Annotated in this window: 24 protein-coding genes and 4 pseudogenes; 11 read left to right on the top strand and 17 right to left on the bottom strand. The window is 72.7% G+C overall.

The genetic code is table 11. From position 1 onward, the window contains the following. Nucleotides 1–25 precede the first annotated feature (25 nt). Nucleotides 26–1690, top strand: a complete 1665-nt coding sequence (locus tag GHR20_RS29055; protein WP_111585275.1) for a multicopper oxidase family protein — start codon at nt 26–28, stop codon at nt 1688–1690. A gap of 33 nt (nt 1691–1723) precedes the next feature. On the opposite strand, the gene GHR20_RS29050 is transcribed toward GHR20_RS29055, so the two are convergent. From GHR20_RS29050 to GHR20_RS29030, 5 genes are all read right to left on the bottom strand, one after another. After that, complete coding sequence (locus tag GHR20_RS29050; protein WP_153814836.1) at nt 1724–3274, bottom strand: MFS transporter; 1551 nt, start codon at nt 3272–3274, stop codon at nt 1724–1726. After that, nucleotides 3271–3822, bottom strand: a complete 552-nt coding sequence (locus GHR20_RS29045) for a TetR/AcrR family transcriptional regulator (protein ID WP_111585273.1) — start codon at nt 3820–3822, stop codon at nt 3271–3273. Before GHR20_RS29045 ends, GHR20_RS29050 begins: the two co-directional genes overlap by 4 nt. Before the next feature lie 139 nt (nt 3823–3961). Next, nucleotides 3962–4933, bottom strand: a complete 972-nt coding sequence (locus GHR20_RS29040) for an aldo/keto reductase (protein WP_153814835.1) — start codon at nt 4931–4933, stop codon at nt 3962–3964. 102 nt (nt 4934–5035) lie between these two features. Beyond that, nucleotides 5036–6463, bottom strand: a complete 1428-nt coding sequence (argH, locus tag GHR20_RS29035; RefSeq protein ID WP_153814834.1) for an argininosuccinate lyase — start codon at nt 6461–6463, stop codon at nt 5036–5038. Nucleotides 6464–6565: 102 nt separating this feature from the next. Continuing rightward, nucleotides 6566–7759 (bottom strand): argininosuccinate synthase, encoded by a 1194-nt coding sequence (locus GHR20_RS29030; protein ID WP_153814833.1) that lies wholly within the window; start codon nt 7757–7759, stop codon nt 6566–6568. Nucleotides 7760–7856: 97 nt separating this feature from the next. Between GHR20_RS29030 and GHR20_RS37755 the strand changes: the two are divergent. Then, nucleotides 7857–8077, top strand: a pseudogene (locus GHR20_RS37755) (pyridoxamine 5'-phosphate oxidase family protein); the annotation flags it as partial. A gap of 5 nt (nt 8078–8082) precedes the next feature. Then, a pseudogene (locus tag GHR20_RS29025) lies at nt 8083–8795 on the top strand (L,D-transpeptidase family protein). A gap of 54 nt (nt 8796–8849) precedes the next feature. Here GHR20_RS29025 and GHR20_RS29020 read toward each other — a convergent pair. Next, on the bottom strand, nt 8850–10370 hold the full coding sequence (locus tag GHR20_RS29020; RefSeq protein ID WP_153814832.1) for a HAMP domain-containing sensor histidine kinase: 1521 nt from the start codon (nt 10368–10370) through the stop codon (nt 8850–8852). Between the two features lie 14 nt (nt 10371–10384). Next, entirely contained in the window at nt 10385–11131 is a 747-nt protein-coding gene (locus tag GHR20_RS29015) for a response regulator transcription factor (RefSeq protein WP_111585316.1), read from the bottom strand. A 248-nt stretch (nt 11132–11379) separates the two neighbouring features. On the opposite strand from GHR20_RS29015, the gene GHR20_RS29010 reads away from it, so the two are divergent. The 6 genes and pseudogenes from GHR20_RS29010 (at nt 11380) to GHR20_RS37745 (ending at nt 16240) form a co-directional block, all read left to right on the top strand. After that, nucleotides 11380–12732, top strand: coding sequence for a ferric reductase-like transmembrane domain-containing protein (locus GHR20_RS29010; protein WP_153814831.1), 1353 nt, complete (start codon nt 11380–11382; stop codon nt 12730–12732). Between the two features lie 10 nt (nt 12733–12742). Beyond that, a complete protein-coding gene (locus tag GHR20_RS29005) occupies nt 12743–13252 on the top strand; it encodes an FMN-binding protein (protein WP_153814830.1) in 510 nt (169 codons plus the stop codon). Beyond that, on the top strand, nt 13245–14018 hold the full coding sequence (locus GHR20_RS29000; protein ID WP_243878151.1) for an FAD:protein FMN transferase: 774 nt from the start codon (nt 13245–13247) through the stop codon (nt 14016–14018). Before GHR20_RS29005 ends, GHR20_RS29000 begins: the two co-directional genes overlap by 8 nt. A gap of 97 nt (nt 14019–14115) precedes the next feature. Continuing rightward, on the top strand, nt 14116–14322 hold the full coding sequence (locus tag GHR20_RS28995) for a hypothetical protein (protein ID WP_148027625.1): 207 nt from the start codon (nt 14116–14118) through the stop codon (nt 14320–14322). A 158-nt stretch (nt 14323–14480) separates the two neighbouring features. Beyond that, a pseudogene (locus GHR20_RS37750) lies at nt 14481–15305 on the top strand (ABC transporter ATP-binding protein); the annotation flags it as partial. A gap of 203 nt (nt 15306–15508) precedes the next feature. Continuing rightward, on the top strand, nt 15509–16240 hold the full coding sequence (locus GHR20_RS37745) for an ATP-binding cassette domain-containing protein (protein WP_243878150.1): 732 nt from the start codon (nt 15509–15511) through the stop codon (nt 16238–16240). Nucleotides 16241–16264: 24 nt separating this feature from the next. On the opposite strand, the gene GHR20_RS37740 is transcribed toward GHR20_RS37745, so the two are convergent. The 8 genes and pseudogenes from GHR20_RS37740 to argC all read right to left on the bottom strand — a co-directional run bounded on the left by GHR20_RS37740 (nt 16265) and on the right by argC (nt 22593). Next, on the bottom strand, nt 16265–16621 hold the full coding sequence (locus GHR20_RS37740) for a hypothetical protein (RefSeq protein ID WP_243878149.1): 357 nt from the start codon (nt 16619–16621) through the stop codon (nt 16265–16267). Next, nucleotides 16603–17049 (bottom strand): zf-HC2 domain-containing protein, encoded by a 447-nt coding sequence (locus GHR20_RS37735; protein ID WP_243878148.1) that lies wholly within the window; start codon nt 17047–17049, stop codon nt 16603–16605. Before GHR20_RS37735 ends, GHR20_RS37740 begins: the two co-directional genes overlap by 19 nt. Further along, nucleotides 17039–17625 (bottom strand): annotated as a pseudogene (locus tag GHR20_RS28980) (sigma-70 family RNA polymerase sigma factor). Before GHR20_RS28980 ends, GHR20_RS37735 begins: the two are co-directional and overlap by 11 nt. A 128-nt stretch (nt 17626–17753) precedes the next feature. Next, on the bottom strand, nt 17754–18299 hold the full coding sequence (locus GHR20_RS28975) for an arginine repressor (RefSeq protein WP_037651166.1): 546 nt from the start codon (nt 18297–18299) through the stop codon (nt 17754–17756). Between the two features lie 7 nt (nt 18300–18306). Further along, nucleotides 18307–19515: an acetylornithine transaminase gene (locus GHR20_RS28970; RefSeq protein ID WP_153814829.1), complete on the bottom strand. Its 1209-nt coding sequence runs from the start codon at nt 19513–19515 to the stop codon at nt 18307–18309. Next, nucleotides 19512–20420, bottom strand: coding sequence for an acetylglutamate kinase (gene argB, locus GHR20_RS28965; protein ID WP_153814828.1), 909 nt, complete (start codon nt 20418–20420; stop codon nt 19512–19514). Before argB ends, GHR20_RS28970 begins: the two co-directional genes overlap by 4 nt. Next, nucleotides 20417–21568, bottom strand: coding sequence for a bifunctional glutamate N-acetyltransferase/amino-acid acetyltransferase ArgJ (gene argJ / locus GHR20_RS28960; RefSeq protein WP_153814827.1), 1152 nt, complete (start codon nt 21566–21568; stop codon nt 20417–20419). The genes argB and argJ overlap by 4 nt, the downstream gene beginning before the upstream one ends. Next, a complete protein-coding gene (argC, locus tag GHR20_RS28955) occupies nt 21565–22593 on the bottom strand; it encodes an N-acetyl-gamma-glutamyl-phosphate reductase (protein WP_148027620.1) in 1029 nt (342 codons plus the stop codon). The genes argJ and argC overlap by 4 nt, the downstream gene beginning before the upstream one ends. Before the next feature lie 191 nt (nt 22594–22784). Here argC and GHR20_RS28950 point away from each other — a divergent pair, with 191 nt between their 5' ends. Both GHR20_RS28950 and GHR20_RS28945 read left to right on the top strand, forming a co-directional pair. Beyond that, on the top strand, nt 22785–23480 hold the full coding sequence (locus GHR20_RS28950) for a DUF4232 domain-containing protein (protein ID WP_153814826.1): 696 nt from the start codon (nt 22785–22787) through the stop codon (nt 23478–23480). 58 nt (nt 23481–23538) lie between these two features. Next, entirely contained in the window at nt 23539–24279 is a 741-nt protein-coding gene (locus GHR20_RS28945; RefSeq protein ID WP_153814825.1) for a VOC family protein, read from the top strand. A gap of 70 nt (nt 24280–24349) precedes the next feature. On the opposite strand, the gene GHR20_RS28940 is transcribed toward GHR20_RS28945, so the two are convergent. Continuing rightward, nucleotides 24350–24742 (bottom strand): GtrA family protein, encoded by a 393-nt coding sequence (locus GHR20_RS28940; RefSeq protein WP_111585257.1) that lies wholly within the window; start codon nt 24740–24742, stop codon nt 24350–24352. Further along, the gene (locus GHR20_RS28935; RefSeq protein WP_111585256.1) at nt 24739–25689 is read right to left on the bottom strand and encodes a glycosyltransferase family 2 protein; all 951 of its coding nucleotides are present in this window, start codon (nt 25687–25689) and stop codon (nt 24739–24741) included. The genes GHR20_RS28940 and GHR20_RS28935 overlap by 4 nt, the downstream gene beginning before the upstream one ends. Nucleotides 25690–25694 lie beyond the last annotated feature (5 nt).

The following is a 25694-nucleotide window of genomic DNA, read 5'->3' as shown; positions in this document are numbered from 1 at the left end:
TCCACAGAACATGTCTGATGCAGACATGGATACACCTTCGCGGCGAACCCTCCTCCGTGTCCCGATCGCAGCCGTCGGCGCGGGATTCCTGGCGGCCTGCGGCTCCGGTTCGGAGCCGGAGACCCGCTCCGGTCCGCACCACCCGGACACCGGTCCCCTCGGGGCGGGCATCGAGGGGAACTTCGTACCGGCGGGGCCCAAGGGGTACGTCAACCCGTCGGACCCGGAGGTGCTCGCCACCGAGCGGAAGCGCGGGGCGGGGCGGGTCCGCACCTACCGGTTCACCGCCGCGGAGACCAAGCTCGACCTGGGCGGGCGCTCGGTGCGCACCTGGGCGTACAACGACACGGTGCCGGGGCCGCTGGTCCGGGTGACCGCGGGCGACGTCCTCGATCTGACGCTCGCCAACCGGCTGCCGACCACCACCACCCTGCACTCCCACGGGGTGCGGCTGCGCTGCGACATGGACGGCGTCCCGGATCTGACGCAGCGGCCGATCCCGGCCGGCCTGGACTACCGCTACCGGTTCACCGTGAAGCACCCCGGCACGTATCTCCTGCACTCCCATGTCGGGATGCAGCCCGACCGCGCGCTGTACGCGCCGCTGGTCGTGGACGATCCCAAGGAGACGCTCGCCTACGACAAGGAGTGGGTCGTCGTCCTGGACGACTGGCTGGACGGCGTGGACGGCTCCACCCCCGACAGCGTGCTCGAACAGCTCAAGCCGGGCGGCTCCATGGCCGGCATGGGCATGGGCCCGGAGCACCCGCACGCGAGCGGGAGCCCCTCGCCGCGCGCGAGCGGGTCGGCCAAGGCGAAGCCGGCGCCGTCCAGGAAGGCCGGGGGCGGTCCGGACCGGGTGCTGCACGACTCCCACAGCCGCATGCTCGACGGCGACGGCGGCAGCGTCGACTATCCGTACTACCTCGCCAACGGGCGGCTGCCGCACCACCCCCAGGAGTTCCGCTGCCGGCCCGGCGACCGCATCCGGGTGCGCTTCGTCAACGCGGGTTCGGAGACCGCCTTCCGGGTCTCGCTCGGCGGCCACGCCATGACGGTCACGCACACCGACGGCTACCCCGTGCGGCACAAGGAGACCGACGCCCTGCTCATCGGGATGTCCGAGCGGTACGACGTGCTGGTGACCGCCAAGGACGGCTGCTTCCCGCTGGTCGCGCTGGCCGAGGGCAAGAAGGGCGGCGCGCTCGCCGTCCTGCGCACCGACAAGGGGAAGAACCTTCCCGCGCCGGATGTCCGCCCCGACGAACTGGACGGCGAGTGCGTGCCCGCGCGGCGGCTGGTGCCGGCCGACTCGGTGGCCCTGCCCGAGCGGCACCCGGACCGCCAGCTGCGCATCAAGATCACCGGCAGCATGGCGAAGTTCGACTGGGGCTTCGACCACAAGCCGTACGACGTCCGCCAGCGGCACGAGATCCATGCCGGGGAGCGGGTGCGGCTGACCCTCATCAACGCGACGGACATGTGGCACCCGATGCATCTGCACGGGCACACCTTCGCGATGACCGGGCTGGACGCGGTCGGCGCGCGCAAGGACACGGCGCTGGTGCTGCCGCATCGCAAGCTGGTGGTGGAGTTCGACGCGGACAACCCCGGGCTGTGGATGGTGCACTGCCACAACCAGTACCACTCGGAGAGCGGGATGATGACGGTGCTCGGCTACAAGCGCTGAGGGGGCGCCGAGCGGGCCGCGCTCACTCGGCGCTCACTCGGCGTTCTCCGGGTTTTCTGGGTTTTCTGGGTTTTCTAGGTTCTGCCCCTTCAGCAGGAACCACGCCGCGGCCGCCGTGCCCAGCAGGACCGCCGCGCCCGCGCCCGCGGCCAGGTGGAGGCCGTGCACGAAGGCGTCACGGGCCGCGTCCAGGAGGGGCTCGGCCGTGCTCGGCGGCAGCTGGGCCGACGCCTCCACGGCCGCGCCCAGCGATTCATGGGCGCCCGGCGGGGTGCCGGCCGGGCCCCTAAAGCCGCTGTAGACGGCGGTCACGATGGAGCCGAGCAGGGCGATGCCGAGGGCGGCGCCCAGTTCGTAGGCCGTCTCGGAGACCGCGGAGGCGGCGCCCGCCTGCTCCTTGGGGACGCTGGAGAGGATGACGTCGGCGGTGACCGTGAACGACAGGCCCGCGCCGGCGCCCACCACCAGCAGGGCGGCGCCGAGCACCGGGTAGCCCGTGGACTGGCCGAGGCAGGTCAGCACGGCCAGGGACAGGCCGACCGCGGCGAGGCCGGCCGAGACCACCGAGCGGACCGAGAAACGCCGGGCGGCGCGGCCCGCGAGCAGTCCGGCCACCACCGCGCCCACGGCGGCGGGCAGTTCGGCGAGGCCCGCCTCGAACGGGCGCCGGTCCTGCACGAGTTGGAGGTACTGGGAGAGGAAGAAGACCAGGCCGGACATGCCGAGCACGGTCAGCAGGTCGGCGAGCACCGCACCGCTGAAGCCGCGGTGCCGGAACAGCCGCATGTCCAGCAGCGGGGCCGGCATGGTCAGCTGGCGGCGCACGAAGCCGTACAGCGCGCCCGCGCCCAGCAGACCCGCGGCGAGCGTCGGCCAGGAGAAGCCGTGGGTGGCCGCCTCCTTGACGGCGTAGACCACGCCGATCATGCCGACGAGGGAGAGCAGCACGCTGGCCAGGTCCCAGGGGCCCGGGTTCGGGTTGCGGGACTCGGGCAGGGTGCGGATGCCGACCAGGACGAGGACCGCCATCACGGGCAGGTTGATCAGGAAGACCGAGCCCCACCAGAAGTGCTCCAGCAGGAAGCCGCCGACGATGGGGCCGACCGCCGTACCGGCCGAGGCCGTCGCGCCCCAGATGCCGACGGCGAGGCTGCGCTCGCGCGGGTCGTGGAAGAGGTTGCGGATCAGGGCGAGGGTGGCCGGCATCAGGGTCGCGCCCGCGACACCGAGCAGCGCCCGGGCGAGGATCATCAACTCCGGTGTCGTGGCATAGGCGTTGAGCACGGATACCGCGCCGAACGCGGTGGCGCCGCAGAGCAGGATGCGCTTGCGCCCGATGCGGTCGCCGAGGCTGCCCATGGAGACCAGCAGACCGGCGATGACGAAGGAGTAGACGTCACCGATCCACAGCAGCTGGGTGCCGGAGGGGTGCAGGTCCTCGCTGATGTAGGGGGTCGCCAGGCCGAGCACGGTGGCGTCGACGGCCACCAGCAGCACGGCCAGGACCAGGACGCAGAGCGCGAGCCAGCGGCCCGGGCGCGGCGTGGGCCGCGCCGTCTTGGCCGGCTGCACTGTGCTGGTCATGATTCCTCTCTCCGTAGAGCGCCGCCGAGCAGCAGCTCGGCGACCATGGTCGAAAAGTCGCGGGCGGCCACGCGGCCGTCCAGGGTGGCCCAGGCGCAGGAGGCGGTCAGGCCGTACAGCGCCTCGGTGAGCCAGACCGGGGTCAGGTCGATGCGGAACTCGCCGGCCCGCTGTCCGCGCTGGAACAGGGCGCCGATCCGGCTGTCGAGCCGCTGCCAGCCGTTGTTCTGCCGGTCGCCCTCCCACAGCTGGCTCTCGCCGTACAGGAAGGCGAGCAGTCCCGCGGCCGACTGGATCTCGCCGACCAGCCGGCGTACGGCCTCGGTCGCGGACCCCTCCTCAGGGCGGGCCCGCTCCAGCGCCGCCTCGCACTCGGCGATGCCGAGCGCCTCCAGCGCGCGTACGAGCGCGTCGCGGCCGGCGAAGTGCCGGTGCAGGGTCGCCCGGCTGATCCCGGCGGCCTTGGCGACCTCGTCCATGGTCGCGGTGGACTTGCGGGTCAGCAGGGCGGCGGCGCTGCGCAGTACATGGTCTCGATCCAGGGCCATGAGACAAGAGTAACCCATGTGAGACATGATTGTCTCATCATGGGCATGCGTGACTCATCACCGCTGGTCAGCGCGGGTCAGCGGAGGCCGGCGGGGCCGGTGGGGCCGACGGGGCTTTTCGACCGGGGAGGGTTTCCGGTCAGTGCCAGGGCAGCTGGCCGCGCCGCTCCCAGTACGCGCGCGGCTCCTCGGTGAGCGTGGCGAGACGCGTCATCCGGTCCGCGTCCAGGTCGACGGCGGGGGCGTGCAGATTGGAGGCGAGCTGGGCGACGGTCGCGGCGCCGGAGAGGACGACGCCCACCCAGGGCCGGCTCAGGATCCAGGCGACGGCGACGGCGTCGCAGCCGAGCCCCTCCTCGGCCGCGATCGACCTCAGCGCCTCGGGGGCGTTCGGGCCGGCGAGGCGGCCGTTGGCCATGCCCTCCTTGACGATCACGGTCAGCCCGGCGTCATGGGCCTCGGCGAGGGCGGGGGCGGCCGAGTGCTCCAGGATGTTGTACGTCGACTGCACGGTACGGAAGAGGGGCTCGCCGTCGACCGTCACCGCGAGGGCGGCGCGGACGGTGTCCGCCTGCCGGGGGCCGCTGGTGGAGAACCCGATGGTCAGTCCCCCGGCGGCGGCCTGGGCGAGCCTCGCGTGGAGTTCCTTGTCGGTGAGGGCGGGGCTGTCCGGGGTGAGCGAGTGGATCTGGTAGAGGTCGAGCCGGTCGCCGAGCAGGGCGTCGGACTCGGCGCGCTGCCGCTCGTACGTCGCCAGGGTGTGGTCCTTGACCTCGTGCCGCTCGGCGTCGGTGGACCAGTCGGCGGTGTAGGTGTAGCCCCACTTGCTGCCGACGACGACGTCGTCGATGCCGGGGTTCTTCGTCAGCCACTCGGCGAGGAACTCCTCCGAACGGCCGTAGGAGCGGGCGACGTCGACATAGCGGACGCCCTGCGCGTAGGCCGCGTCGAGGAGTTCATGGGTACGGGTGCGCAGGGCGTCGACGCTGCGGTCCGCGCCGAGGTCGCCGTCCCGGCCGAGGTTGATGTAGCCGGGGCGGCCGACGGCGGCGAGACCGAGGCCGATGTGACAGGTCGGCGTGGTCGCGGTGGCGAGACGGGCGAAGGGCATCGCGGGCTCCGGTTCGGTCGGTTCCGGTTCGGTTCCCGACCAACGTAACCCGCGCGTGGCTCCGCCCCAGGGCTCGGCTCGTACGGTGATCGCGCGAGTGCCCTACTTTTTGGCCGCCGCCCATACGTGCTGCTGGGCCACGTCCGTCTTCACCTCGGCCAGTTGGACGGCGACCGCGCTCGGGGCCGTGCCACCGCGGCCGTTACGGGAGGCCAGGGCGCCGGGGACGTCGAGGACGGTGCGGACCTCGGGGGTGAGGTGGGCGGAGATCTTGGCGAACTGCTCGTCCGTCAGCTCGTCCAGTTCCTTGCCCTCGGCCTCGGCGGCCTTGACGCACTCCCCCGCGACCTCGTGGGCCACCCGGAAGGGGACGCCCTGGCGGACCAGCCACTCGGCGATGTCGGTGGCGAGGGAGAAGCCGGCCGGGGCCAGCTCCTCCATGCGCTCCCGGTGCACGGTGAGGGTGGCCATCATGCCGGTGAAGGCGGGCAGCAGGATCTCCAGCTGGTCGCAGGAGTCGAAGACCGGCTCCTTGTCCTCCTGGAGGTCGCGGTTGTAGGCGAGGGGCAGCGCCTTGAGCGTGGCCAGCAGGCCGGTCAGATTGCCGATCAGGCGGCCGGACTTGCCCCGGGCCAGCTCCGCGATGTCCGGGTTCTTCTTCTGCGGCATGATCGAGGAGCCGGTGGAGAACGCGTCGTGGAGGGTGACGAAGGAGAACTCCTTCGTGTTCCAGATGATGATCTCCTCGGCGATCCGGGAGAGGTTCACGCCGATCATCGCGGTGATGAAGGCGAACTCCGCGACGAAGTCCCGGGAGGCCGTGCCGTCGATGGAGTTGGCGGCGCTGCCGCGCTCGAACCCGAGGTCCGCGGCCACCGCCTCCGGGTCCAGGCCGAGCGAGGAGCCGGCGAGGGCGCCCGAGCCGTACGGCGACACCGCCGTGCGCTCGTCCCACTGGCGCAGCCGCTCCGCGTCCCGGGACAGGGACTGCACATGGGCGAGGACATGGTGGGCGAAGAGCACCGGCTGGGCGTGCTGGAGGTGGGTGCGGCCGGGCATCGCCACGTCCGGGTGGGCCTCGGCCAGGCCGATCAGGGCGTCCTGGAGGTCGGCGATCAGGCCGCCGATGATCCGGGCGTGGTCCCTGAGGTACATCCGGAAGAGGGTGGCCACCTGGTCGTTGCGGGACCGGCCGGCGCGGAGTTTGCCGCCGAGGTCCGGGCCGAGGCGCTCCAGCAGGCCGCGCTCCAGGGCCGTGTGCACGTCCTCGTCGGCGATGGTGCCGGTGAAGGAGCCGTCGGCGACGTCCGCCTCCAGCCGGTCGAGCCCGGCGATCATGCGGGTCAGCTCGTCCTCGGTGAGGAGTCCGGCCTGGTGCAGCACGCGGGCGTGGGCACGCGAGCCGGCGATGTCGTAGGGCGCGAGCCGCCAGTCGAAGTGGACGGACGCGGACAGCTTCGCCAGGGCCTCGGCGGGACCGTCGGCGAAACGGCCGCCCCAGAGCCGTACGTCACCGCTTTTGCTGCTCACTGCGTTGCTCCTCGGAATGATGTCTCTGTGCCACCGCCTCCCCACCCTTGCAGGTGAGGAGGCGGCCGTCGGCGTGATGCGTGCGAGGTGAACCCGTAGGGGTTACGCGAGATCCCGCTTGGCGGCGATCTTCGACGACAGGCTGTAGATGTCGATGAAGCCCTTGGCCGCGGCCTGGTCGAAGCTGTCGCCGGTGTCGTAGGTGGCGAGGTTGAAGTCGTACAGCGACGACTCGGAGCGCCGGCCGGTGACGACCGCGCGGCCGCCGTGCAGGGTCATCCGGATGTCGCCGTTGACCTGCTGGCTGGCCTCGTCGATGAAGCCGTCCAGGGCGCGCTTGAGCGGGGAGAACCACTGGCCGTCGTAGACCAGCTCGCCCCAGCGCTGCTCGACCTGGCGCTTGTAGCGGGCCAGTTCGCGCTCGACCGTGACGTTCTCCAGCTCCTGGTGGGCGGTGATCAGGGCGATCGCGCCGGGGGCCTCGTAGACCTCGCGGGACTTGATGCCGACCAGGCGGTCCTCGACCATGTCGATCCGGCCGATGCCCTGGCCGCCCGCGCGCTCGTTGAGCTGCTGGATGGCCTGGAGGACGGTGACGGGCCTGCCGTCGATCGCGACCGGGACGCCCTGCTTGAAGCTGATGACGACCTCGTCGGCCTCGCGCGCGGTGGCGGGGTTGGAGGTGTACTCGTAGATGTCCTCGATCGGGGCGTTCCAGATGTCCTCCAGGAAGCCCGTCTCGACGGCGCGTCCGAAGACGTTCTGGTCGATGGAGTACGGGGACTTCTTGGTGGTGGCGATCGGGAGCTGCTTGGCCTCGCAGAAGGCGATCGCCTTGTCCCGGGTCATCGCGTAGTCGCGGACCGGGGCGATGCACTTCAGGTCGGGGGCGAGGGCGACGATGCCGGCCTCGAAGCGGACCTGGTCGTTGCCCTTGCCGGTGCAGCCGTGGGCGACGGTGGTGGCGCCGTGCTTCTGGGCGGCGGCCACGAGGTGCTTGACGATCGTCGGCCGGGAGAGGGCGGAGACCAGCGGGTAGCGGTCCATGTACAGGGCGTTGGCCTTGATCGCCGGGAGGCAGTACTCGTCGGCGAACTCGTCCTTGGCGTCGGCGACCTCGGCCTCGACCGCGCCGCACGCGAGGGCGCGCTTGCGGATGACGTCCAGGTCCTCGCCGCCCTGGCCGACGTCGACCGCAACGGCGATGACCTCGGCGCCCGTCTCCTCGGCGATCCAGCCGATGGCGACGGAGGTGTCCAGACCGCCTGAATAGGCGAGTACGACGCGCTCGGTCACGGGTTTCTCCTCACAGTGCATTCGCTGACATGCATGAGTATGCAGGGTTCCGCATGATTCGTCAATCACCCCTCCGGGTGACTGCGCGAGAACGGGCGGATCACGCGCGCTCGTCGTCGTGCACGCCGAGTTGGTGCGGGACGCCTGCGGGTCCGCCGTCCCCTTCATGGCGTACGGGAGGAGCGCGATCTGCCCGAGCGGCGCTTCGCGCGGCAGGACGACGCCTCCCCGAACGACTGCTTCACCAGGAAGGAGCACATCGCCCGGAGCCTGGACGGACCGCCCGGGCTGCCGTCGCCGCTGCCCCCGTCTAGCGTCTGGGCATGCGCCCCGGTGTCGTCGCCAGCCTCGTGTCCGCCTCCCTGCTCGGCCTGCTCGGGGCCGCGCCCGCGCCGCGCGCGCCGGTGCCGGTGCCGCTGCCCGCGCGCCTCGCGGACACCGGCGGCGGGAGCCAGCTGATCATCGCGCGGGCAGCGGACACGTCGGCCACGACGGGCACGGTCACCTGGTGGGACCTGCGGGACGGCACCTGGACGCAGGCCGGTTCCGCGCCGGCGCGGTTCGGGGCGAAGGGACTGGTCGAGGGGAACGCGCGCGTCCAGGGGACGGACACGACGCCGGCCGGGTTGTACGACCTGCCGTTCGGGTTCGGCGTCCGGGCGGCGCCGGCCGGGACGGGGATCTCCTACCGGGCGGTGACGGAGAGTTCCTGGTGGTGCGAGGACAACGCGTCCTCCTCGTACAACCGCTGGACGGATCCGCTGCCGGGCGACTGCCGGGCCGCGGAGGCGGAGCGGCTGAGCGCCTACGGCACGCAGTACGCGTACGCGCTCGTCGTGGGGTTCAACTACCACCGGCCGGTGCGGGGGCGGGGGCGGGGATCTTCCTGCACGTCGACGGGGCCGGAGCCACGGCCGGGTGTGTGTCGGTGCCGGAGGATGCCATGCGGCGGATTCTGCGGTGGGTGGTGCCGGGGGCGGCGCCGCACATCGCCATCGGCACGGAGGGCGGCGCCACCGCGGTCACCCGGTACTGAGCTCGCCGTGCGCCCGCGCGGCGAGGCGCGTACCGGCGCGGCCCCGCGCCCCGTTCAGGCGGGCAGGCAGACCCGGAACGTCGTGGCGCCCGGGGCGCTCTCCACGCCCACCGTGCCTCCGTGCGCCTCCACCACCGCCGACACGATCGACAGGCCGAGGCCCGCGCCGGTGGCGGACGCGTCGCCGTGGCGGCGGTGGTCGGCGCGGGTGAAGCGTTCGAAGACGGCGGAGTCGAGGTCCTCGGGTATGCCGGGGCCGTCGTCGTGGACGGAGAGGGTGACGGCGCGGGCGCCGGCGTCGGGGCCGGGGTCCAGGGTGATGGTGACCTTGGTGCCAACGGGTGTGTGCAAACGCGCGTTGGCCAACAGGTTGGCCAACACCTGGTGGAGGCGGTGGGCGTCGCCGGTGACCGTGACCGGGTCCGCCGGGAGGTCCAGGGCCCAGCCGTGGCCGGGACCCGCGGCGCGGGCGTCGGTGACCGCGTCCAGGACCAGCCGGGTCAGGTCGACCGGGCCGCGCTCCAGCGGGCGTCCCGCGTCGAGGCGGGCGAGCAGCAGCAGGTCGTCCACCATCAGGCCCATCCGCGCGGACTCGGCGGCGATCCGCTCCAGGGCCCGGGTGACCTCCGGCGGCACCGGGCCCGGGTGCAGCAGGCCCAGTTCGGCGTGGCCCCGCACCGAGGCGACCGGGGTGCGCAGCTCGTGGCTGGCGTCGGCGGCGAACCGGCGCAGCCGCTCCTCGCTCGCGTGCCGCTTGGTGAGCGCGTCCTCGACATGGCCGAGCATGCCGTTGAGGGCCGCGGCGACCTGGCCCACCTCGCTGTGCGGGTCGGCGACGGGGGCGCGCGCGGGCAGCGCCACCACGCCGCTGGCGAGCGGGAGTTCGCTGACCCGGGCGGCGGTGGCGGTGACCCGGCCGAGGGGGCGCAGGGACCAGCGGACCCAGAGCGCGCCGCTCACCCCGGCCGTCACGAGGGCGAGGCCGAAGACGATTCCGGCGACCAGTTCCAGCCGGTGCACGGCCGCCTCGACGGGCTTCAGCGGGAGCCCCGCCATCAGTACGTCGCCGTCCCGGCCGGGGGTGGCGAGTACCCGGTAGTGGCCCAGGGCGGAGAGTTCGACGGTGTGCGGGTGGCCGTCGTCGGGGACGCGGGCGAGGCGTTCGGCGTCCCGCGCGGTCAGGGTGATGTCCAGGTCGACGGATAGGTCGCCGGAGCGGATGAGGCCCTTGTCCGTGACGGCGCCGCCGCGCAGGCAGGCGCCGAAGGTGCCGGTGGCCATCCGGCGGGTGTCGGCGTCCTCGTCCCCGTCGTGGTCGTCGGGCAGCCTGCCGTCGTGCTCCAGGCTCTCCGGGAACCGGGTGCCGACCTGGGCGAGCTGCTCGTCCAGGCGCTGGGTGAGGAAGCCGTTCAGCTCGACCACGGCGGCCACCCCGACCGCGGCGCAGCTCACCGCGAGCAGCACGACCAGGCCGAAGGTGATCCGGGCGCGCAGGGTGCGGAACCGGGGCAGCCGGGCGAGCAGGCCGACGGGTCCCGTCCGGCCACCGGAGGCCGCCCGGCCACGTGACGTCATCCGGTCATGCGACGTCACCCGGTCACCGGTTTCAGTACGTACCCCGCCCCGCGCACCGTGTGGATCATGGGCTCGCGGCCGGCGTCGATCTTCTTGCGCAGGTAGGAGATGTACAGCTCGACCACATGGGCCCGGCCGCCGAAGTCGTAGGACCAGACCCGGTCGAGGATCTGCGCCTTGCTGAGGACGCGGCGGGGGTTGCGCATCAGGAAGCGCAGGAGCTCGAACTCGGTCGGCGAGAGTTCGATCAGCGCGCCGGCCCGGGTCACCTCGCGGGCGTCCTCGTCCATCACCAGGTCGCCCACGACCAGCCCGGGGTCCTCCTCCGGCTCCGGGCGGCGGGCCATGCCGGCGCGGCGCAGCAGTCCGCGCAGCCGGGCCACGACCTCCTCCAGGCTGAAGGGCTTGGTGACGTAGTCGTCGCCGCCCGCGGTGAGCCCGGCGATCCGGTCCTCGACCGCGTCCCGCGCGGTGAGGAAGAGCACGCACACCTCGGGCTGGGTCTCGTGCAGCCGGCGCAGCACGGTGAAGCCGTCCATGTCGGGGAGCATCACGTCCAGCACCACGGCGTCGGGCATCAGCTCGCGCGCCGCGGCGAGGGCGGCGGCGCCGTCGGCGGCGGCGCGCACCTGCCAGCCCTCGTAGCGCAGGGCGCCGGTGAGCACCTCGGCGAGGTCGGGGTCGTCGTCCACGACGAGGACGCGCAGCGCGGTGCCGTCGGGACGGGTGAGGGCCGGGCGGCCGGAACGGGTCGTGTTCATCGCGCCTCCCAGCATCGCGGGTGCGCGCGGCGGCCGGTCCCCGCGGCGGCTCTGAGTTTCCTCTGAGTCGGCTCGGCGGGTGTCGTACTGGCTGGTCAGAGCGGTTGGTGAGAGCTCTCTGAGACTTCTGTGAGAAGGCTCTCGGAGATCCGGCCGCGGGCCGCTTCTCAGAGGTGACTCAGAGCCGGGTCCCGCACAGTGGCTGCGCCGGCCGGTGGTCCGGACGGCGGACGGAGGGAACGGCACTGATGACAGCCGTGGACATGGGACGGGCGGCGCCGCCCCGGCCGGGGGCCGCGCGACGCTCCCTGGCGGGGCCGCTGCGGGCGGTGCTGTGGGCGGGGGCGGCGGCCGTCGTCGCGCTGTGGTGGACGGACACCGACTCCGTGGTCGGTACGGCCGGCCGGCTGACCGGCGCGGGGCGGCTCGCCGGACTGTTGTGCGGGTACGCCTGCGCGGTGCTGGTCGCCCTGATGGCGCGGGTGCCGGCGCTGGAGAACCGGGTGGGCGCGGACCGGGTGGCGCGCTGGCACGCGATGGCCGGGCGGTACACGGTGTGCCTGCTGGTGGCGCACAGCGCGCTGATCCTCGGCGGGTACGCCGCGCAGGACCGGGCGTCGCTGTGGCACGAGACGGTCACCGTGGTGCTGGACTACCCGGACATGCTGAAGGCCACCGCCGGCACGCTGATCCTGTTCGCGGTCGGCGTCACCTCGGCGCGGGCGGCCCGGCGCCGGCTCCGGCACGAGGTCTGGTACCACCTCCATCTGCTGACGTACGCGGCCGTGTTCCTGGCCTTCTTCCACCAGGTGTCGCTGGGCGAGCAGTTCAGCGGCGAGCCGGTGGCCACCGCCGCCTGGTACGCGCTGTATCTCGGGGTCGCGGCGCTCGTGGTGTGGTTCCGGGTCCTCGTGCCGGTCCGGCTCAACCGGCGCCACCGGCTGCGGGTGGAGTCGGTACGGCGGGAGGCGCCGGGGGTGTTCTCGGTCGTGGTGCGCGGGCGGGACCTCGACCGATTGGGGGCGCGCCCCGGGCAGTTCTTCCGCTGGCGGTTCCTCGCCGCGGGCCTGGCCTGGACGTCCACGCCGTACTCCCTGTCGGCGCCGCCGCGCCCGGACCGGCTGCGGATCACGGTGAAGGCGCTGGGCGACCACAGCGCGGCGGTGTCCACGCTCCGGCCCGGCACCCGGGTGTGGGCGGAGGGGCCCTACGGGGCACTCACCGCCGACCGGGCCACCGGCGGGCGGACCCTGCTGATCGCGGCCGGGGTCGGCATCACCCCGCTGCGGGCCCTGTTCGAGACGCTGCCCGGCGAGGTCACGCTGCTGTACCGGGCGCGTTCGGCACAGGACCTGGCGCTGGGCCGAGAGCTGGAGGCGATAGCGCGGTGGCGGGGCGCCGAGGTGCTGTACGCGCTGAACGGTCCGCATGGTGAGCGCCCCCGCATCACCGCCGAGTCGCTGCGGGCGCGGTTCCCCGATCTGCCCGCCCGTGACGTCTACGTCTGCGGGCCCCACGGGTTCGCCCGGGACGTGTACGAGGCGCTGCGCGCGGCGGGGTCGCCGGACCGCCGCATCCATCACGAGTCGTTCGAGCTGTGAGGCCGAGGTCATGCACGCGTTGAGGAAGAACCGCCCGCTGCGCCGCGTCGTGCTGGCGAGCGCCACGACGGTCTCCGCCGTGGTCCTGCTGCTGTCCCTGAAGCCGCACACCAGCCCGGGACTCGCCCTGGGCGCGTCGGCCCAGGCACCCTCGGGCGGCGCGAACGCCCCCGCCGCGTCCGGGAGTTCCCCGGCACCGGGAGACTCCCCGGCGGCCGGGGGCGCCCCCGCCGCCGGAGGTGCCGCGAAGACCGTCACCGGCGAGACCGCGCGGACCCGCTGGGGCCCGGTCCAGGTACGGGTGACGGTCACGGGCGGCAGGCTCACCGAGGTGGCGGCCGTCCGGTACCCGACGGAGAACCCGCGCGACCGGGAGATCGACGGCTACGCGCTCCCCCGGCTGCGGCGCGAGGCGCTGGCCTCGCAGAGCGCGCGGATCGACACGGTCTCGGGCGCGACCTACACCAGCACCGGCTACCGGCAGTCCCTGCAGTCCGCCCTGGACCGGCTCCATGGGTGAGGTCGTGCGGCACGCGGAGGAGGTGATGGGGACCGTGTTCTCCTTCGAGGTGCGGGGCGGCCGGTCGAGTGCGGTGCGGGCGGCGCTCGACGAGGCGGTGGCCCGGCTGCACGCCATGGACGCGGTGTTCAGCACCTGGCGCCCGGACAGCGCGGTGTCGCGGCTGGCCCGGGGCGAACTCGCGGTGGAGCAGTGCCCGCCGGAGGTCGCGCTGGTGCTGGGGCTCGCGGCGCGGGCGGAGCGGGTCAGCGAGGGCTGGTTCAGCGCGCGATACCGGGGGGTGCCGGACCCCACCGGGATCGTCAAGGGATGGTCGGCGGAGCGGGCGGCGCGGCGGCTGGCCGGGGTCGCCGGGGTAACCGGGGTGAGCGTCAACGGCGGCGGTGACGTACAGACGCTCGGCGCCCCGGAGCCGGGGCGCTCCTGGCAGGTGGGGATCGCGGACCCGCTGCGGCCGGGCGAGCTCGTCGCGGTGGTGTCGACGGCGGGGGCGGGCGAGCTGGCCGTCGCCACCTCGGGCACGGCCGAGCGGGGCGCCCACATCGTGGACCCGCGCACCGGACGGCCCGCGGTCACCGACCTGGTGGCGGTGACCGTGGTGGCACCCCGGCTGACCTGGGCGGACTGCTGGGCGACGGCCGCGTTCGCGCGGGGTTCGCGGGCGGGTCTGCGGTGGCTGGAGTCGCTGCCCGGCACCGAGGGACTGCTGATCACGGCGGACGGCGAGGTGCTGCACACCGAGGGACTGTCCATGGACAGAGCGTGAAAAAGGGGTTGAAAGGGAAATTTTTTCGCTCAGGAGCCATCCGCGTCGCGTTCTCGGACGTATTACCTGTGCAGCGAAATTTTCCGGGAGGAACGCTATGGCTATCTTCAGCAGTCTGCTGCCCAAGGGTTGCGGCGGCGGCCGCGGTCACGACCACGGCCACGGCCGTTACGACGACGACCGCTTCGACGCCTTCGACCGCTTCGACCGCCACGGAGACCGGCACGGCGACCGCCACGGTGGCCGCGACCACGGACGCGGTGGCCACGGTCACGGCGGCCGCGGCGGCCACGGCGGCTACTGACCGACCCGCACAGGCTGAGCGGACCGGGGCCCGGAGGACCCGGTCCGCCCGGCCGCTGTCCGAGGAACGCATCCCATGGCGCAAGTCCTGCGGCGTCTGCTGTCCTGGGGGACCCCGACGGCTCCTCCTCCGACACCCCCGAGGCATCCGGCGATGTCGTGGCGGCCGCGCCCGTGGTCTCCCCGCGCGCGGTCTTCCGCCGGTTCTGGCCCTACACGCGCGGCAACCGGCGCTGGCTCGTCCCGCTGCTGCTGCTCAGCCTGACCGGACCGGTCATCGACGCCGGGGAGCTGTGGCTGTTCAAGAGCGTCGTGGACCAGGTGCTGGTCCCCCGCGACCTGCGCCCCTTTCTGTGGATCGCCCCGGCCTACCTGGGGCTGATCCTATGTTCCGGCGTCCTCGGCTTCGCCGACGAGATGACCTCCACCTGGGTCGGCGAGCGCTTCCTGCTCTCCCTGCGCCGCGATGTCTTCCGGCATGTGCAGGGCCTGTCCCTCGGCTTCTTCGAACGCCGCCGGCTCGGCGATGTGCTCTCCCGCGTCACGGGTGATGTGGACGCGGTCGAGACCTTCCTGCTCTCGGGCGTGGCGGACGCCCTGTACTACGTGCTCCAACTGGCCGTCTTCGTCGGCCTGCTGTTCTATCTGAGCTGGGATCTGACCCTGCTCGCGCTGGTCATCGTGCCGCTGTTCTGGGGCGCGGCCCGGCACTTCTCACGGCTGATCAAGGACGCCTCCCGGGAGCGCAGGAGGCGCACCGGCTCGCTCAGCGCGATCGCCGAGGAGGTCCTCGGCAATGTCGCGCTGGTGCAGGCGTACAACCGGCAGAGCTGGGAGGCGCGCCGGTTCGAGCGGGAGAGCGTGGGCCGGTTCCGGGCGGTGATGGCCTCGACGCGGATACGGTCCCTGTACGCGCCCCTCGTGGAGATCATCGAGGTGGCGGGCGGGCTCGCGGTGCTGGGCCTCGGCACCTGGAAGCTGTCCCAGGGCCAGCTCACCCTGGGCGGGCTGCTGGTCTTCCTCGCCCTGATCGGCAAAATGTACAGCCCGGTGCACGGCCTGTCCGGGCTCGGCACCACCTTCTACACCGCCGCCGCCTCGGCCGAGCGGATCATCGAACTGCTGGACCAGCGGCCGCAGGTCACCGAGCGCCCCGGTGCCCGCCCCTCGGCCGGGCGCGCGGGGCGGTGGAGTTCGACGGCGTCTGGTTCCGCTACCCGGGCACCACGCCGTGGGCCCTCGCGGACGTGTCCTTCCGGGTGGCGCCCGGCGAGACGCTGGCGCTGGTCGGGGCGAGCGGCGCGGGCAAGTCCACCGCCGCGCGGCTCCAGCTGCGGTTCTACGACCCCGACCGGGGCGCGGTCCGGCTCGACGGCACCGATCTGCGCGATCTGCAGCTGGCCGACGTGCGCGAGAGCGTCGCGGTGGTACTCCAGGAGACCCTGGTCTTCCACGGCACGGTGCGGGAGAACATCGCCTACGGCCGCCCGGAAGCCGCCGAGGCGGAGATCGTCGCGGCGGCGCGCGCGGCGGACGCGCACGAGTTCATCGAACGGCTCCCGGAGGGCTACGACACCCTCGTCGGCCAGCGCGGCCGTACCCTGTCCGGCGGCCAGTGCCAGCGCCTCGCGATCGCCCGCGCGATGGTCAGGGACGCGCCGGTGCTGCTGCTGGACGAGCCGACCACCGGGCTGGACGCGCGTTCCGGCCGCCGGATCATGGAGCCGCTGCGCCGGCTGATGGCCGGGCGGACCACCATCGTCATCTCGCACAACCTGCTCACCGTGCGCGACGCCACCCGGATCGTGGTGCTCGACCGGGGCCGGGTCGTGGAGGACGGCGCCCACAAGGATCTGCTGGTGCGCGACGGGACGTACGCCCGGCTGCACCGGCTGAACACCGGCACCGTGGTGTCGTAGCTCTCGCCGTCCCCGTGGCCGCCCTCACGTCTGCTGGGACGGCGCATGCGTCTCCCGGGTCAGTACGTGCCCGGTCTGGAGGTGGGCGCGGGCGAGGACCGTGCCGTCGGTGGAGGTCAGCCGGGCGCCGGAGATCGCGTCCGCGTCGACGGGCGCCTGAGCCCCCCAGTGGCCCTGCCCGTTGCGCACGGTGAAGTCGCCCACCCGCACGGTCGTACCGTCGGAGCGCTCCAGCACACAGCTGACCCGGCCGGTGTACGCGCTGCCGTGCCCGGCGAGGTCGACGCTCACGAAGATCCAGCCGGGGCTGCCGGGATGGGCGTAGACCTCGCCGATGGGTGAGCCGTCGGCGGAGTCCGCGGTCATGTCGCCGACCAGCATCGGCTCGGACTCCATGGTGCGCGGGGACGAGGCGGTGACCGTCTCCACGGCGGTGCCGATGCCCCAGCCGGCGAACCCGGCGACCACGGCGAGACCGGCCGCGGCCGCCCCAGCCGGATCCGGGCCCGGCGCGCGCGGCCGCGCAGGACCGGGAACGCCAGGGTGCGCGCGCCGGTGCGCCCGTCCGCGGCCGCCTGCTGGGCGAGGCTGCGGGCCACCCGGGTCTCGAAGCCCAGCGGCGGCTCCTGGCAGGGCAGCAGGCCGATCAGCCGGTCGCCGACCAGGGTCAGCTGCCGGACGAACTCGCGGCAGTCCGCGCAGGTATCCAGATGGGCGACCGCCTCCGCACGCTCCCGCCCGGGCAGCACGCCCAGCGCCAGCTCGGCGCCGATCTCGCGCATTTTCTCGCAGTTCGCGTCACTGGACATGGCCGCCTCGCTCCGGAGCCGACAGTGTGGTGCGCAGTTTGCCCATCGCCGCTCTGATGCGGGTCTTGGCGGTGCCCAGCGGGATCTGTTCCGTGTCGGCGACCTGCTGGGCGGTCATTCCGTAGATGCCGGCCATCATCAGGGCCCGGGCCTGTTCGCGGGGCAGCCGGGAGACCGCGGCCCGCAGCCGGGCGGACGCCTCGTCGGCCAGCGCCCAGCGCTCGGGGTCTCGGTGACGGTGCCGAGGAGGGCGTCGAGGTCCTCGGGGGCCACCGGCTCGGTGCGCCGGGCGCGTACGGCGTCGATGGCCAGGTTGTGCGCGATGGTGGTCAGCCAGGTGGTGACCGAACCACGGCGCGAGTCGTAGATCTGCGCGTGCCGCCACGCGCGCTCGAACGTCTGCTGGGCGACGTCCTCGGCGAGCTGACGGTCCCCGGTGACGGCCATGGCGACGCCGAAGACCCGGTGCTGGAAACGTCGCACGAAGACGACGGCCAGCTCCTGGTCTCCGGTGGCCAGCCCGGACAGCAGAGCCTCGTCCGGGAGGCGACCCACGGGGAACCGCAAACCCGACACACCTCTTTATACGGCCGACGGCCACAAGGGGATTGCCGCTCCCATTCTCCGCCGGGGTGCCGGGGCCCGCATGCCGGTCGGCGCCGGGCACCGGGTCGGGGCCTCTCCCGCGGATCAGGCCGGGCGGCTCAGTGGCCGTTCTGCGCGAGCTTGAGCAGATGGTCCGCGAGGGCCTGGCCGCCGGTCGGGTTGCGGCTGATCAGCAGCAGGGTGTCGTCGCCGGCGATGGTGCCGAGGATGTCGTGGAGTTCGGCCTGGTCGATGGCCGAGGCGAGGAACTGGGCGGCCCCGGGCGGGGTGCGCAGCACCACCAGGTTGGCCGATGCCTCCGCGGAGATCAGCAGCTCCTGGGACAGACGCCGCATCCGCTCCTCCTTGGCGGACTCGCCGAGCGGTGCGCGCGGGGTGCGGAAGCCGCCCTCGCTGGGCACGGCGTAGATGAGGTCGCCGTCGTTGTTGCGGATCTTGACCGCGTTCAGCTCGTCGAGGTCCCGGCTCAGCGTCGCCTGGGTGACGCTGAGCCCGTCGTCGGCGAGCAGCTTGGCCAGCTGGCTCTGCGAGCGCACGGGCTCCCGGTTGAGGATGTCCACGATCCGGCGGTGCCGTGCGGTGCGCGTCTGCGGCACGGCGGGCCCGGCACCTGTCTGCTGCTCGTGCTCCTGCGCCTGGCTCATCGTCGTCTCATTCTCCGGATCGTCCGTCCCCGCCTGCGTCGAGGATGCCGGGCAGCGCCTGGAGCAAGGCGCCCGCCTCGTCGTCGCGCAGGTTCAGCGGGGGCATGAGCCGTACGACGTCGGGGGCGGGGGCGTTCACCAGGAACCCGGCCTCCTGGGCCGCCTGCTGCACCTCGTGCGCGCGCGGCCCCGTGAGCACGATACCCAGGAGCAGGCCCGCGCCCCGGACATGGTCGACCAGCGGGTGGCCGAGCGCCTCGATGCCGGCGCGCAGCTTCTCGCCCTGCCGCTTCACGTTCTCCAGCAGCCCCTCGCCCTCGATGGTGTCCAGGACGGCGAGGCCCGCGGCGCAGGCGACCGGGTTCCCGCCGAAGGTCGTACCGTGCTGGCCCGGCCGGAGCAGGTCGGCGGCGCGGCCGAAGGCGACGGTGGCGCCGAGCGGGAGGCCGCCGCCGAGCTGCTTGGCGAGGGTGACCACATCGGGCAGCACGCCCTCGTGGGCCTGGTAGGCGAACCAGGTGCCGGTGCGGCCGACGCCGGTCTGCACCTCGTCCAGGACCAGCAGGGCGCCGGTGGCGGCGGTGATGGCGCGGGCGGCCTTGAGATAGCCGGCCGGGGGCACGACGACGCCGTTCTCGCCCTGGACCGGCTCGATGATCACCAGGGCGGTCTCGTCGGTGACGGCCGCGGCCAGGGCCTGGGCGTCGCCGTAGGGCACATGGGTGACATCGCCGGGCAGCGGCCGGAAGGGGTCCTGCTTGGCGGGCTGCCCGGTGAGCGCGAGGGCGCCCATCGTACGGCCGTGGAAGCCGCCCTCGGTGGCGACGACATGGGTGCGCCCGGTGAGCCGGCCGATCTTGAAGGCGGCCTCGTTGGCCTCGGCGCCGGAGTTGCAGAAGAACACCCGGCCCTCGCGGCCGAAGAGCTGGAGCAGCCGTTCGGCGAGCGTGACGGGCGGCTCGGCCACGAACAGGTTGGAGACGTGCCCGAGGGAGGCGATCTGCTTGCTGACGGCGTCCACGATCGCCGGGTGGGCGTGGCCGAGCGCGTTGGTGGCGATGCCGCCGACGAAGTCGGTGTACGCGCGGCCCTCGGCGTCCCACACGGTGGCGCCCGCGCCGCGCACCAGCGGCAGCCGGGGGGTGCCGTAGTTGTTCATGAGCGCGCCCTGCCAGCGCCGGGTCAGGTCCTGGTTGCCGTTCTGCTGCCCCGTCACGGTGCGTCCCCTTCGGGCTCGTCGGGCACGACCATGGTGCCGATGCCCTCGTCGGTGAAGATCTCCAGCAGGATGGAGTGCTGTACCCGGCCGTCGATGACGCGGGCGGTGCGCACGCCGCCGCGCACCGCGTGCAGGCAGCCCCGCATCTTGGGCACCATGCCGGAGCTCAACTCCGGCAGCAGCTTCTCCAGTTGGGTGGCGGTGAGGCGGCTGATCACCTCGTCGGAGTGCGGCCAGTCCTCGTAGAGGCCCTCGACATCGGTGAGGACCATGAGAGTTTCGGCGCCAAGGGCCGCAGCGAGTGCCGCAGCCGCCGTATCAGCATTGACGTTGTAGACATGACCGTCGTCCTGACTGCGGGCGATGGAGGAGACGACCGGGATGCGGCCGTCGGCGAGCAGGGCCTCGATGGCGCCGGTGTCGATCGCGGTGATCTCGCCGACGCGCCCGATGTCGACCAACTCCCCGTCGATCTCGGGCAGATGCTTGGTGGCGGTGATGGTGTGCGCGTCCTCGCCGGTGAGGCCGACGGCGAGCGGGCCGTGCTGGTTGAGCAGGCCGACCAGTTCGCGCTGCACCTGTCCGGCGAGCACCATCCGGACGACGTCCATGGCGTCCGCGGTGGTGACCCGCAGCCCGGCCTTGAACTCGCTGACGATGCCGTGCCGGTCGAGGGCGGCGCTGATCTGGGGGCCGCCGCCGTGCACCACGACCGGTTTGAGCCCGGCGTGCCGCAGGAAGACGACGTCCTGGGCGAAGGCGGCCTTCAGCTCCTCGTCGACCATGGCGTTGCCGCCGAACTTGATGACGACGGTCTTTCCGTGGTGCCGGGTCAGCCAGGGCAGCGCCTCGACGAGGGTCTGCGCCTTGGGCAGGGCCGTGTGCTTACGGGTCGGGGTCATGAGGAGTAGGCGCTGTTCTCGTGGACGTAGTCGGCGGTCAGGTCGTTGGTCCAGATCGTCGCGGTCTCGGCGCCGGCGGCGAGGTCGGCCACGATGTGGACCTCGCGGTAGCGCATGTCGACCAGGTCGCGGTCCTCGCCGACGGAGCCGTTCTTGCAGACCCAGACGCCGTTGATGGCCACGTTGAGCTGGTCCGGCTCGAAGACGGCGCCCGTGGTGCCGATCGCGGACAGGACGCGGCCCCAGTTGGGGTCCTCGCCGTGCAGGGCGCACTTGAGGAGGTTGTTGCGGGCGATGGAGCGGCCCACCTCGACGGCGTCCGCCTCGCTGGCCGCGCCCACGACCTCGACCTTGATGTCCTTGCTGGCCCCCTCGGCGTCGCCGATGAGCTGGCGGCCGAGGTCGTCGCAGACCTGCCGTACGGCCTCGGCGAACGCGTCGTACTCGGGGGTGACGCCGGAGGCGCCGGAGGAGAGCAGCAGCACGGTGTCGTTGGTGGACATGCAGCCGTCGGAGTCGACCCGGTCGAAGGTGACCTTGGTGGCGGCGCGCAGGGCCTGCTCCAGGGTGGCGTCGTCCACGTCGGCGTCGGTGGTGATCACGACCAGCATGGTGGCGAGGCCGGGGGCGAGCATGCCGGCGCCCTTGGCCATGCCGCCGACGGTCCAGCCGTCCCCGGTGACGACCGAGGTCTTGTGCACGGTGTCGGTGGTCTTGATGGCGATGGCGGCCTTCTCGCCGCCGTGCTCGGACAGCTGGGCCGCGGCGGTGCCGATGCCGGGGAGCAGCTTGTCCATGGGCAGCAGGACACCGATGAGGCCGGTGGAGCAGACGGCGACCTCGATGGCGCCGCGGCCGAGGACCTCGCCCGCCTTCTCGGCCGTCGCGTGGGTGTCCTGGAAGCCCTGGGGGCCCGTACAGGCGTTGGCGCCGCCGGAGTTGAGGACCACGGCGGAGACCTGGCCGCTCTTCACGACCTGCTCGGACCACAGGACCGGCGCGGCCTTGACGCGGTTGGCGGTGAAGACGCCGGCGGCGGCACGGCGGGGCCCGTCGTTGACCACGAGGGCCAGGTCGGGGTTGCCGTTCTGCTTGATCCCGGCGGCGATACCGGCCGCCCGGAATCCCTTGGCTGCCGTGACGCTCACGGTGCGACTCCGATCGTGGAAAGCCCGGTGGTCTCGGCGAGACCCAGGGCGAGGTTCATGCTCTGGACGGCACCGCCGGCGGTGCCCTTGGTCAGGTTGTCGATGGCGCTGATCGCGATGATGCGGCCCGCGGCAGCGTCGTACGCGACCTGCACCTGAACGGCGTTGGAACCGTGGACGGCGGCCGTGGCGGGCCACTGCCCCTCGGGCAGCAGACACACGAAGGGCTCGTCGGCGTACGCCTTCTCGTAGGCGGCGCGCACGGCCTGCGCGTCCACTCCGGGCAGGGCCTTCGCGCTGCACGTGGCGAGGATGCCGCGGGGCATCGGGGCGAGGGTCGGCGTGAAGGAGACGGTGACCGGCTCCCCCGCGACCGCGCCGAGGTTCTGGATCATCTCGGGGGTGTGCCGGTGGCCGCCGCCGACGCCGTACGGCGACATGCTGCCCATGACCTCGCTGCCCAGCAGGTGCGGCTTGGGCGCCTTGCCCGCGCCGGAGGTGCCGGAGGCGGCGACGATCACGGCCTCGGGGCCGGCGATCCGCGCCGCGTACGCCGGGAAGAGGGCCAGGGTCGCGGCGGTGGGGTAGCAGCCGGGGACGGCGATCCGCTTGGAGCCGGTGAGCGCGGCGCGAGCGCCGGGCAGCTCGGGCAGGCCGTAGGGCCAGGTGCCGGCGTGCGGGGAGCCGTAGAACTTCTCCCAGTCGGCCGCGTCCCTCAGCCGGAAGTCGGCGCCCATGTCGATCACGAGCACGTCCGGGCCGAGCTGCTCGGCGACGGCAGCGGACTGTCCGTGCGGCAGCGCGAGGAAGACCACGTCGTGCCCGGCGAGGTTCGCCGCGGTGGTCTCGGCGAGCACCCGCCCGGCCAGCGGCCACAGGTGCGGCTGGAGCGCGCCGAGCCGCTGCCCGGCGTTCGAGTTCCCGGTCAGGGTCCCGATCTCGACCTCGGGGTGCGCGAGGAGCAGCCGCAGGACCTCTCCGCCCGCGTACCCGCTCGCCCCGGCAACCGCCGCACGTACCGCCATGTCCGTCCTCCTCTGGATGGCATGACTATACGCAGCATTGCACGTTTATGCAATGAGTATGCAGGGCGGGACGTCCGGGGCCGCTCCGAGGCCGTGACAGAACGCGGACAACGTGGAGAACCGCCTGTAACTGGCTGCGCGATACAAATATTTCCGACCACGCGCATTGCACTGTTTCTGGGGGAAACACCGTGAAGACCACTCGTATCATCGCACTCACATCCCTGGGCCTCGCCGCCACCCTCTCGCTCACCGCCTGCGGTGACGACTCCGGCAAGGGCACGTCCTCGAAGGGCTCTTCGGCCTCGTCCGCGCCCACGGACTCGTCCTCGGCGTCGTCCTCCTCGTCCGCGGACGGCGGCGCGCCGTCGCAGGGCGGCTCGGGCTCCGGCGGCTCGGCGGCCGGACAGTCGGCGTCGTCCTCCGGCGGGAGCGGCAAGTCCGGCTCCGGCGGCACGGGCGGCGGGACGGCGACCGGGGGCAAGGTCACGTTCTGCCGGACGGCGAACCTGGCCATCGACGCCGTCGACGCCTCGCCCGACAAGGTGTCCGGCAGGATCGACATCACCATGGTCAACCGGGGTTCGACCACCTGCTCGGCGACGGGTTTCGCGGGCGTCGACATCAAGGACGCCGACCACACCTCCAGCCCCGTCGACCGCGGGCACGCCGAGCCGCGTATCACCGTCCTGAAGCCCGGTGACGCCGCCGTCTTCGACATCGCCTACGACATCGACTCCAGCGGCAAGAGCCTCACGTCCCCGACCGACATCCTGGTGACGCCCCCGAACGAGACCCACACCGTGGACCTGAAGTGGCCCGCGGGCGCGAAGCCGGTCAAGGGCTCCTACATCGGTGTCCAGGTCTTCCCGACGCACAACAAGTAGGGGCGGCGGCCGTGAGACCCCGGATTCCGTCGGGCGCCGGCCGCATAGGATCGCCGGCATGGCGCTGCGACCCGTCCAGGTGAACATCGAGGCCCTCGACCCCTGGGCGGCCGGCCGGTTCTGGGCGGCGGCGCTCGGCTGGAGCGCGTCCCGCGCCGGAGCGGCCACTCACGTCGGACCCGCGGGCGGCCCCGTCCGGCCGGACCCGGCCCAGGTCGGCATCGGCCTGGTGCCCGTCCCGGATGCCAAGACGGCGGTGAAGAACCGCGCGCACCTCGATCTCGCCACCACCTCCCCGGCCCACCAGGCGGAGCTGGTCGCGTGTCTGACGGAGCTCGGCGCGACCCCCGTCGACGTGGGGCAGGGCGAGGTGCCCTGGCGGTGCCTCGCCGACCCGGAGGGCAATGAGTTCTGTGTGCTGGAGCCCCGGGAGGTCTACCGGGACACCGGGCCGATCGCCGCGATCGTGGTCGACTGCGCGGATCCGCGCGCCATGGCCCGGTTCTGGGGCGCGGCGACGGACTGGACCACGCACCGCGTGACCGCCGATCTCGCGGTGCTGCGCTCCCCCGAGGGCACCGGCCCCCACCTGGAATTCCTCCGCACGCCCGATGCGAAGACCGCTCCGGACCGGGTCCGCCTCGACCTGCTCCCCCGCCCGGGCGACGACAGGGAGGCGGAGGCGGCCCGGCTGCGGTCCCTCGGCGCCACCGGTCTCGGCCTTGCCCGGGGCGACGCCCCGTGGACCTGCCTGGCGGACCCGGAGGGCCACGAGTTCCGCGTGCTCGAGCCGTCCTGAGCCGCCGCCGAAACGGCTTTCGGAGATCGCCGGGCGAGGGGCGGGGTGCGCTCCGGCCGGTCGCCGGGGATCATTCCCCGGCCGCCACCCGCGGCGACGCCCCCGGCAGCATGATCCAGCGGGACACCACGAAGGTGATCGGGATCGCGGCCGCCGAGGCGAGCAGGGGGGCGAAGCGGCTGCCGGCGTGCAGGACGTCCACGATCACGTACACGCCCACCGTGGTGATCACGAAATTCGCGGCATTGGTCAGCGGGAACAGCAGGAATTTCCGCCAGGTCGGCCGTATGCGGTAGGTGAACCGCGCGTTGAGGAAAAAGGAACCGATCATGCTCAGCGCGAAGGCGAGAACATGCGCGGCGAGATACGGCAGCCAGGTGAGGAAGAGCAGGTAAAGACCGTAGTAGACGGCCGTGTTGAGCACGCCGACCACGGCGAAGGTGATGATCTGTCGCGCTATCAAGGAATGAGATCTTTCGTCCGTTCCACATTGGTCGCCTTCACCAGGAAGTGCGGGCGGCCCTTCACCTCGTAGTAGATGCGGCCGGTGTACTCCCCGATCACTCCCAGCATCACCATCTGTACACCGGCGAGGGCGGTGACCGCGGTGATGATGGTGACATATCCGGGCGTCTGCACACCGTGCAGCAGCGCGGCGACCACGATCCACGCGGTGTAGAGGCCGGCGCACAGCAGCAGGCTGATGCCGAGCCAGAGGGCGGCGCGCAGCGGACGGTTGTTGAAGGAGAGGACGCCGTCGAGGCCGTAGTCGAGCAGTCCGCGCAGGCTCCAGGAGCTGCTGCCGGCCTCGCGCACGGCGTTCTCGTACGCGAAGGTGGTGCTGGGGAAGCCGACCCAGGCGAACAGGCCCTTGGAGAAGCGGTTGTACTCGGTCAGCCCGAGCACCGCGTCCACCACCCGGCGCGACAGCAGCCTGAAGTCGCCCACGCCGTCCCTGAGTTCGACGTCGACCAGGCGGTTGACGAGACGGTAGTAGAGCCGGGCGGTGAGCGTGCGGGCGAGGCCGTCGCCGGTGCGGGTGCGGCGGGCGATGACCTGGTCGTAGCCCTGTTCGCGCAGCCGGACCATGCGGGCGATCAGCTCGGGCGGGTGCTGGAGGTCGGCGTCCATGACGACGACCGAGTCGCCGGAGGCGTGCCGCAGCCCGGCAAGCAGGGCGGCTTCCTTGCCGAAGTTGCGGCTGAAGGACACGTAGCGCACCCGCGGGTCGCGGGCGGCGAGGCGTTCGAGGACGGCGAGGGTGCGGTCGCGGCTGCCGTCGTCGACGTACACGAACTCCATGTCGTGGCCGAGCGGCAGCAGTTCGTCGGAGATCCGCTGGACGGCTTGGTGGAAGCGGTCCAGGACGGCTTCCTCGTTGTAGCAGGGCGCGACGATCGATATCAGCATGGCGG

This window comes from Streptomyces sp. SUK 48, assembly GCF_009650765.1.
Classification (GTDB): domain Bacteria; phylum Actinomycetota; class Actinomycetes; order Streptomycetales; family Streptomycetaceae; genus Streptomyces.
The sequence above is the reverse complement of the archived record's forward strand: the minus strand, read 5'-3'. Positions and strand labels throughout refer to the sequence as shown.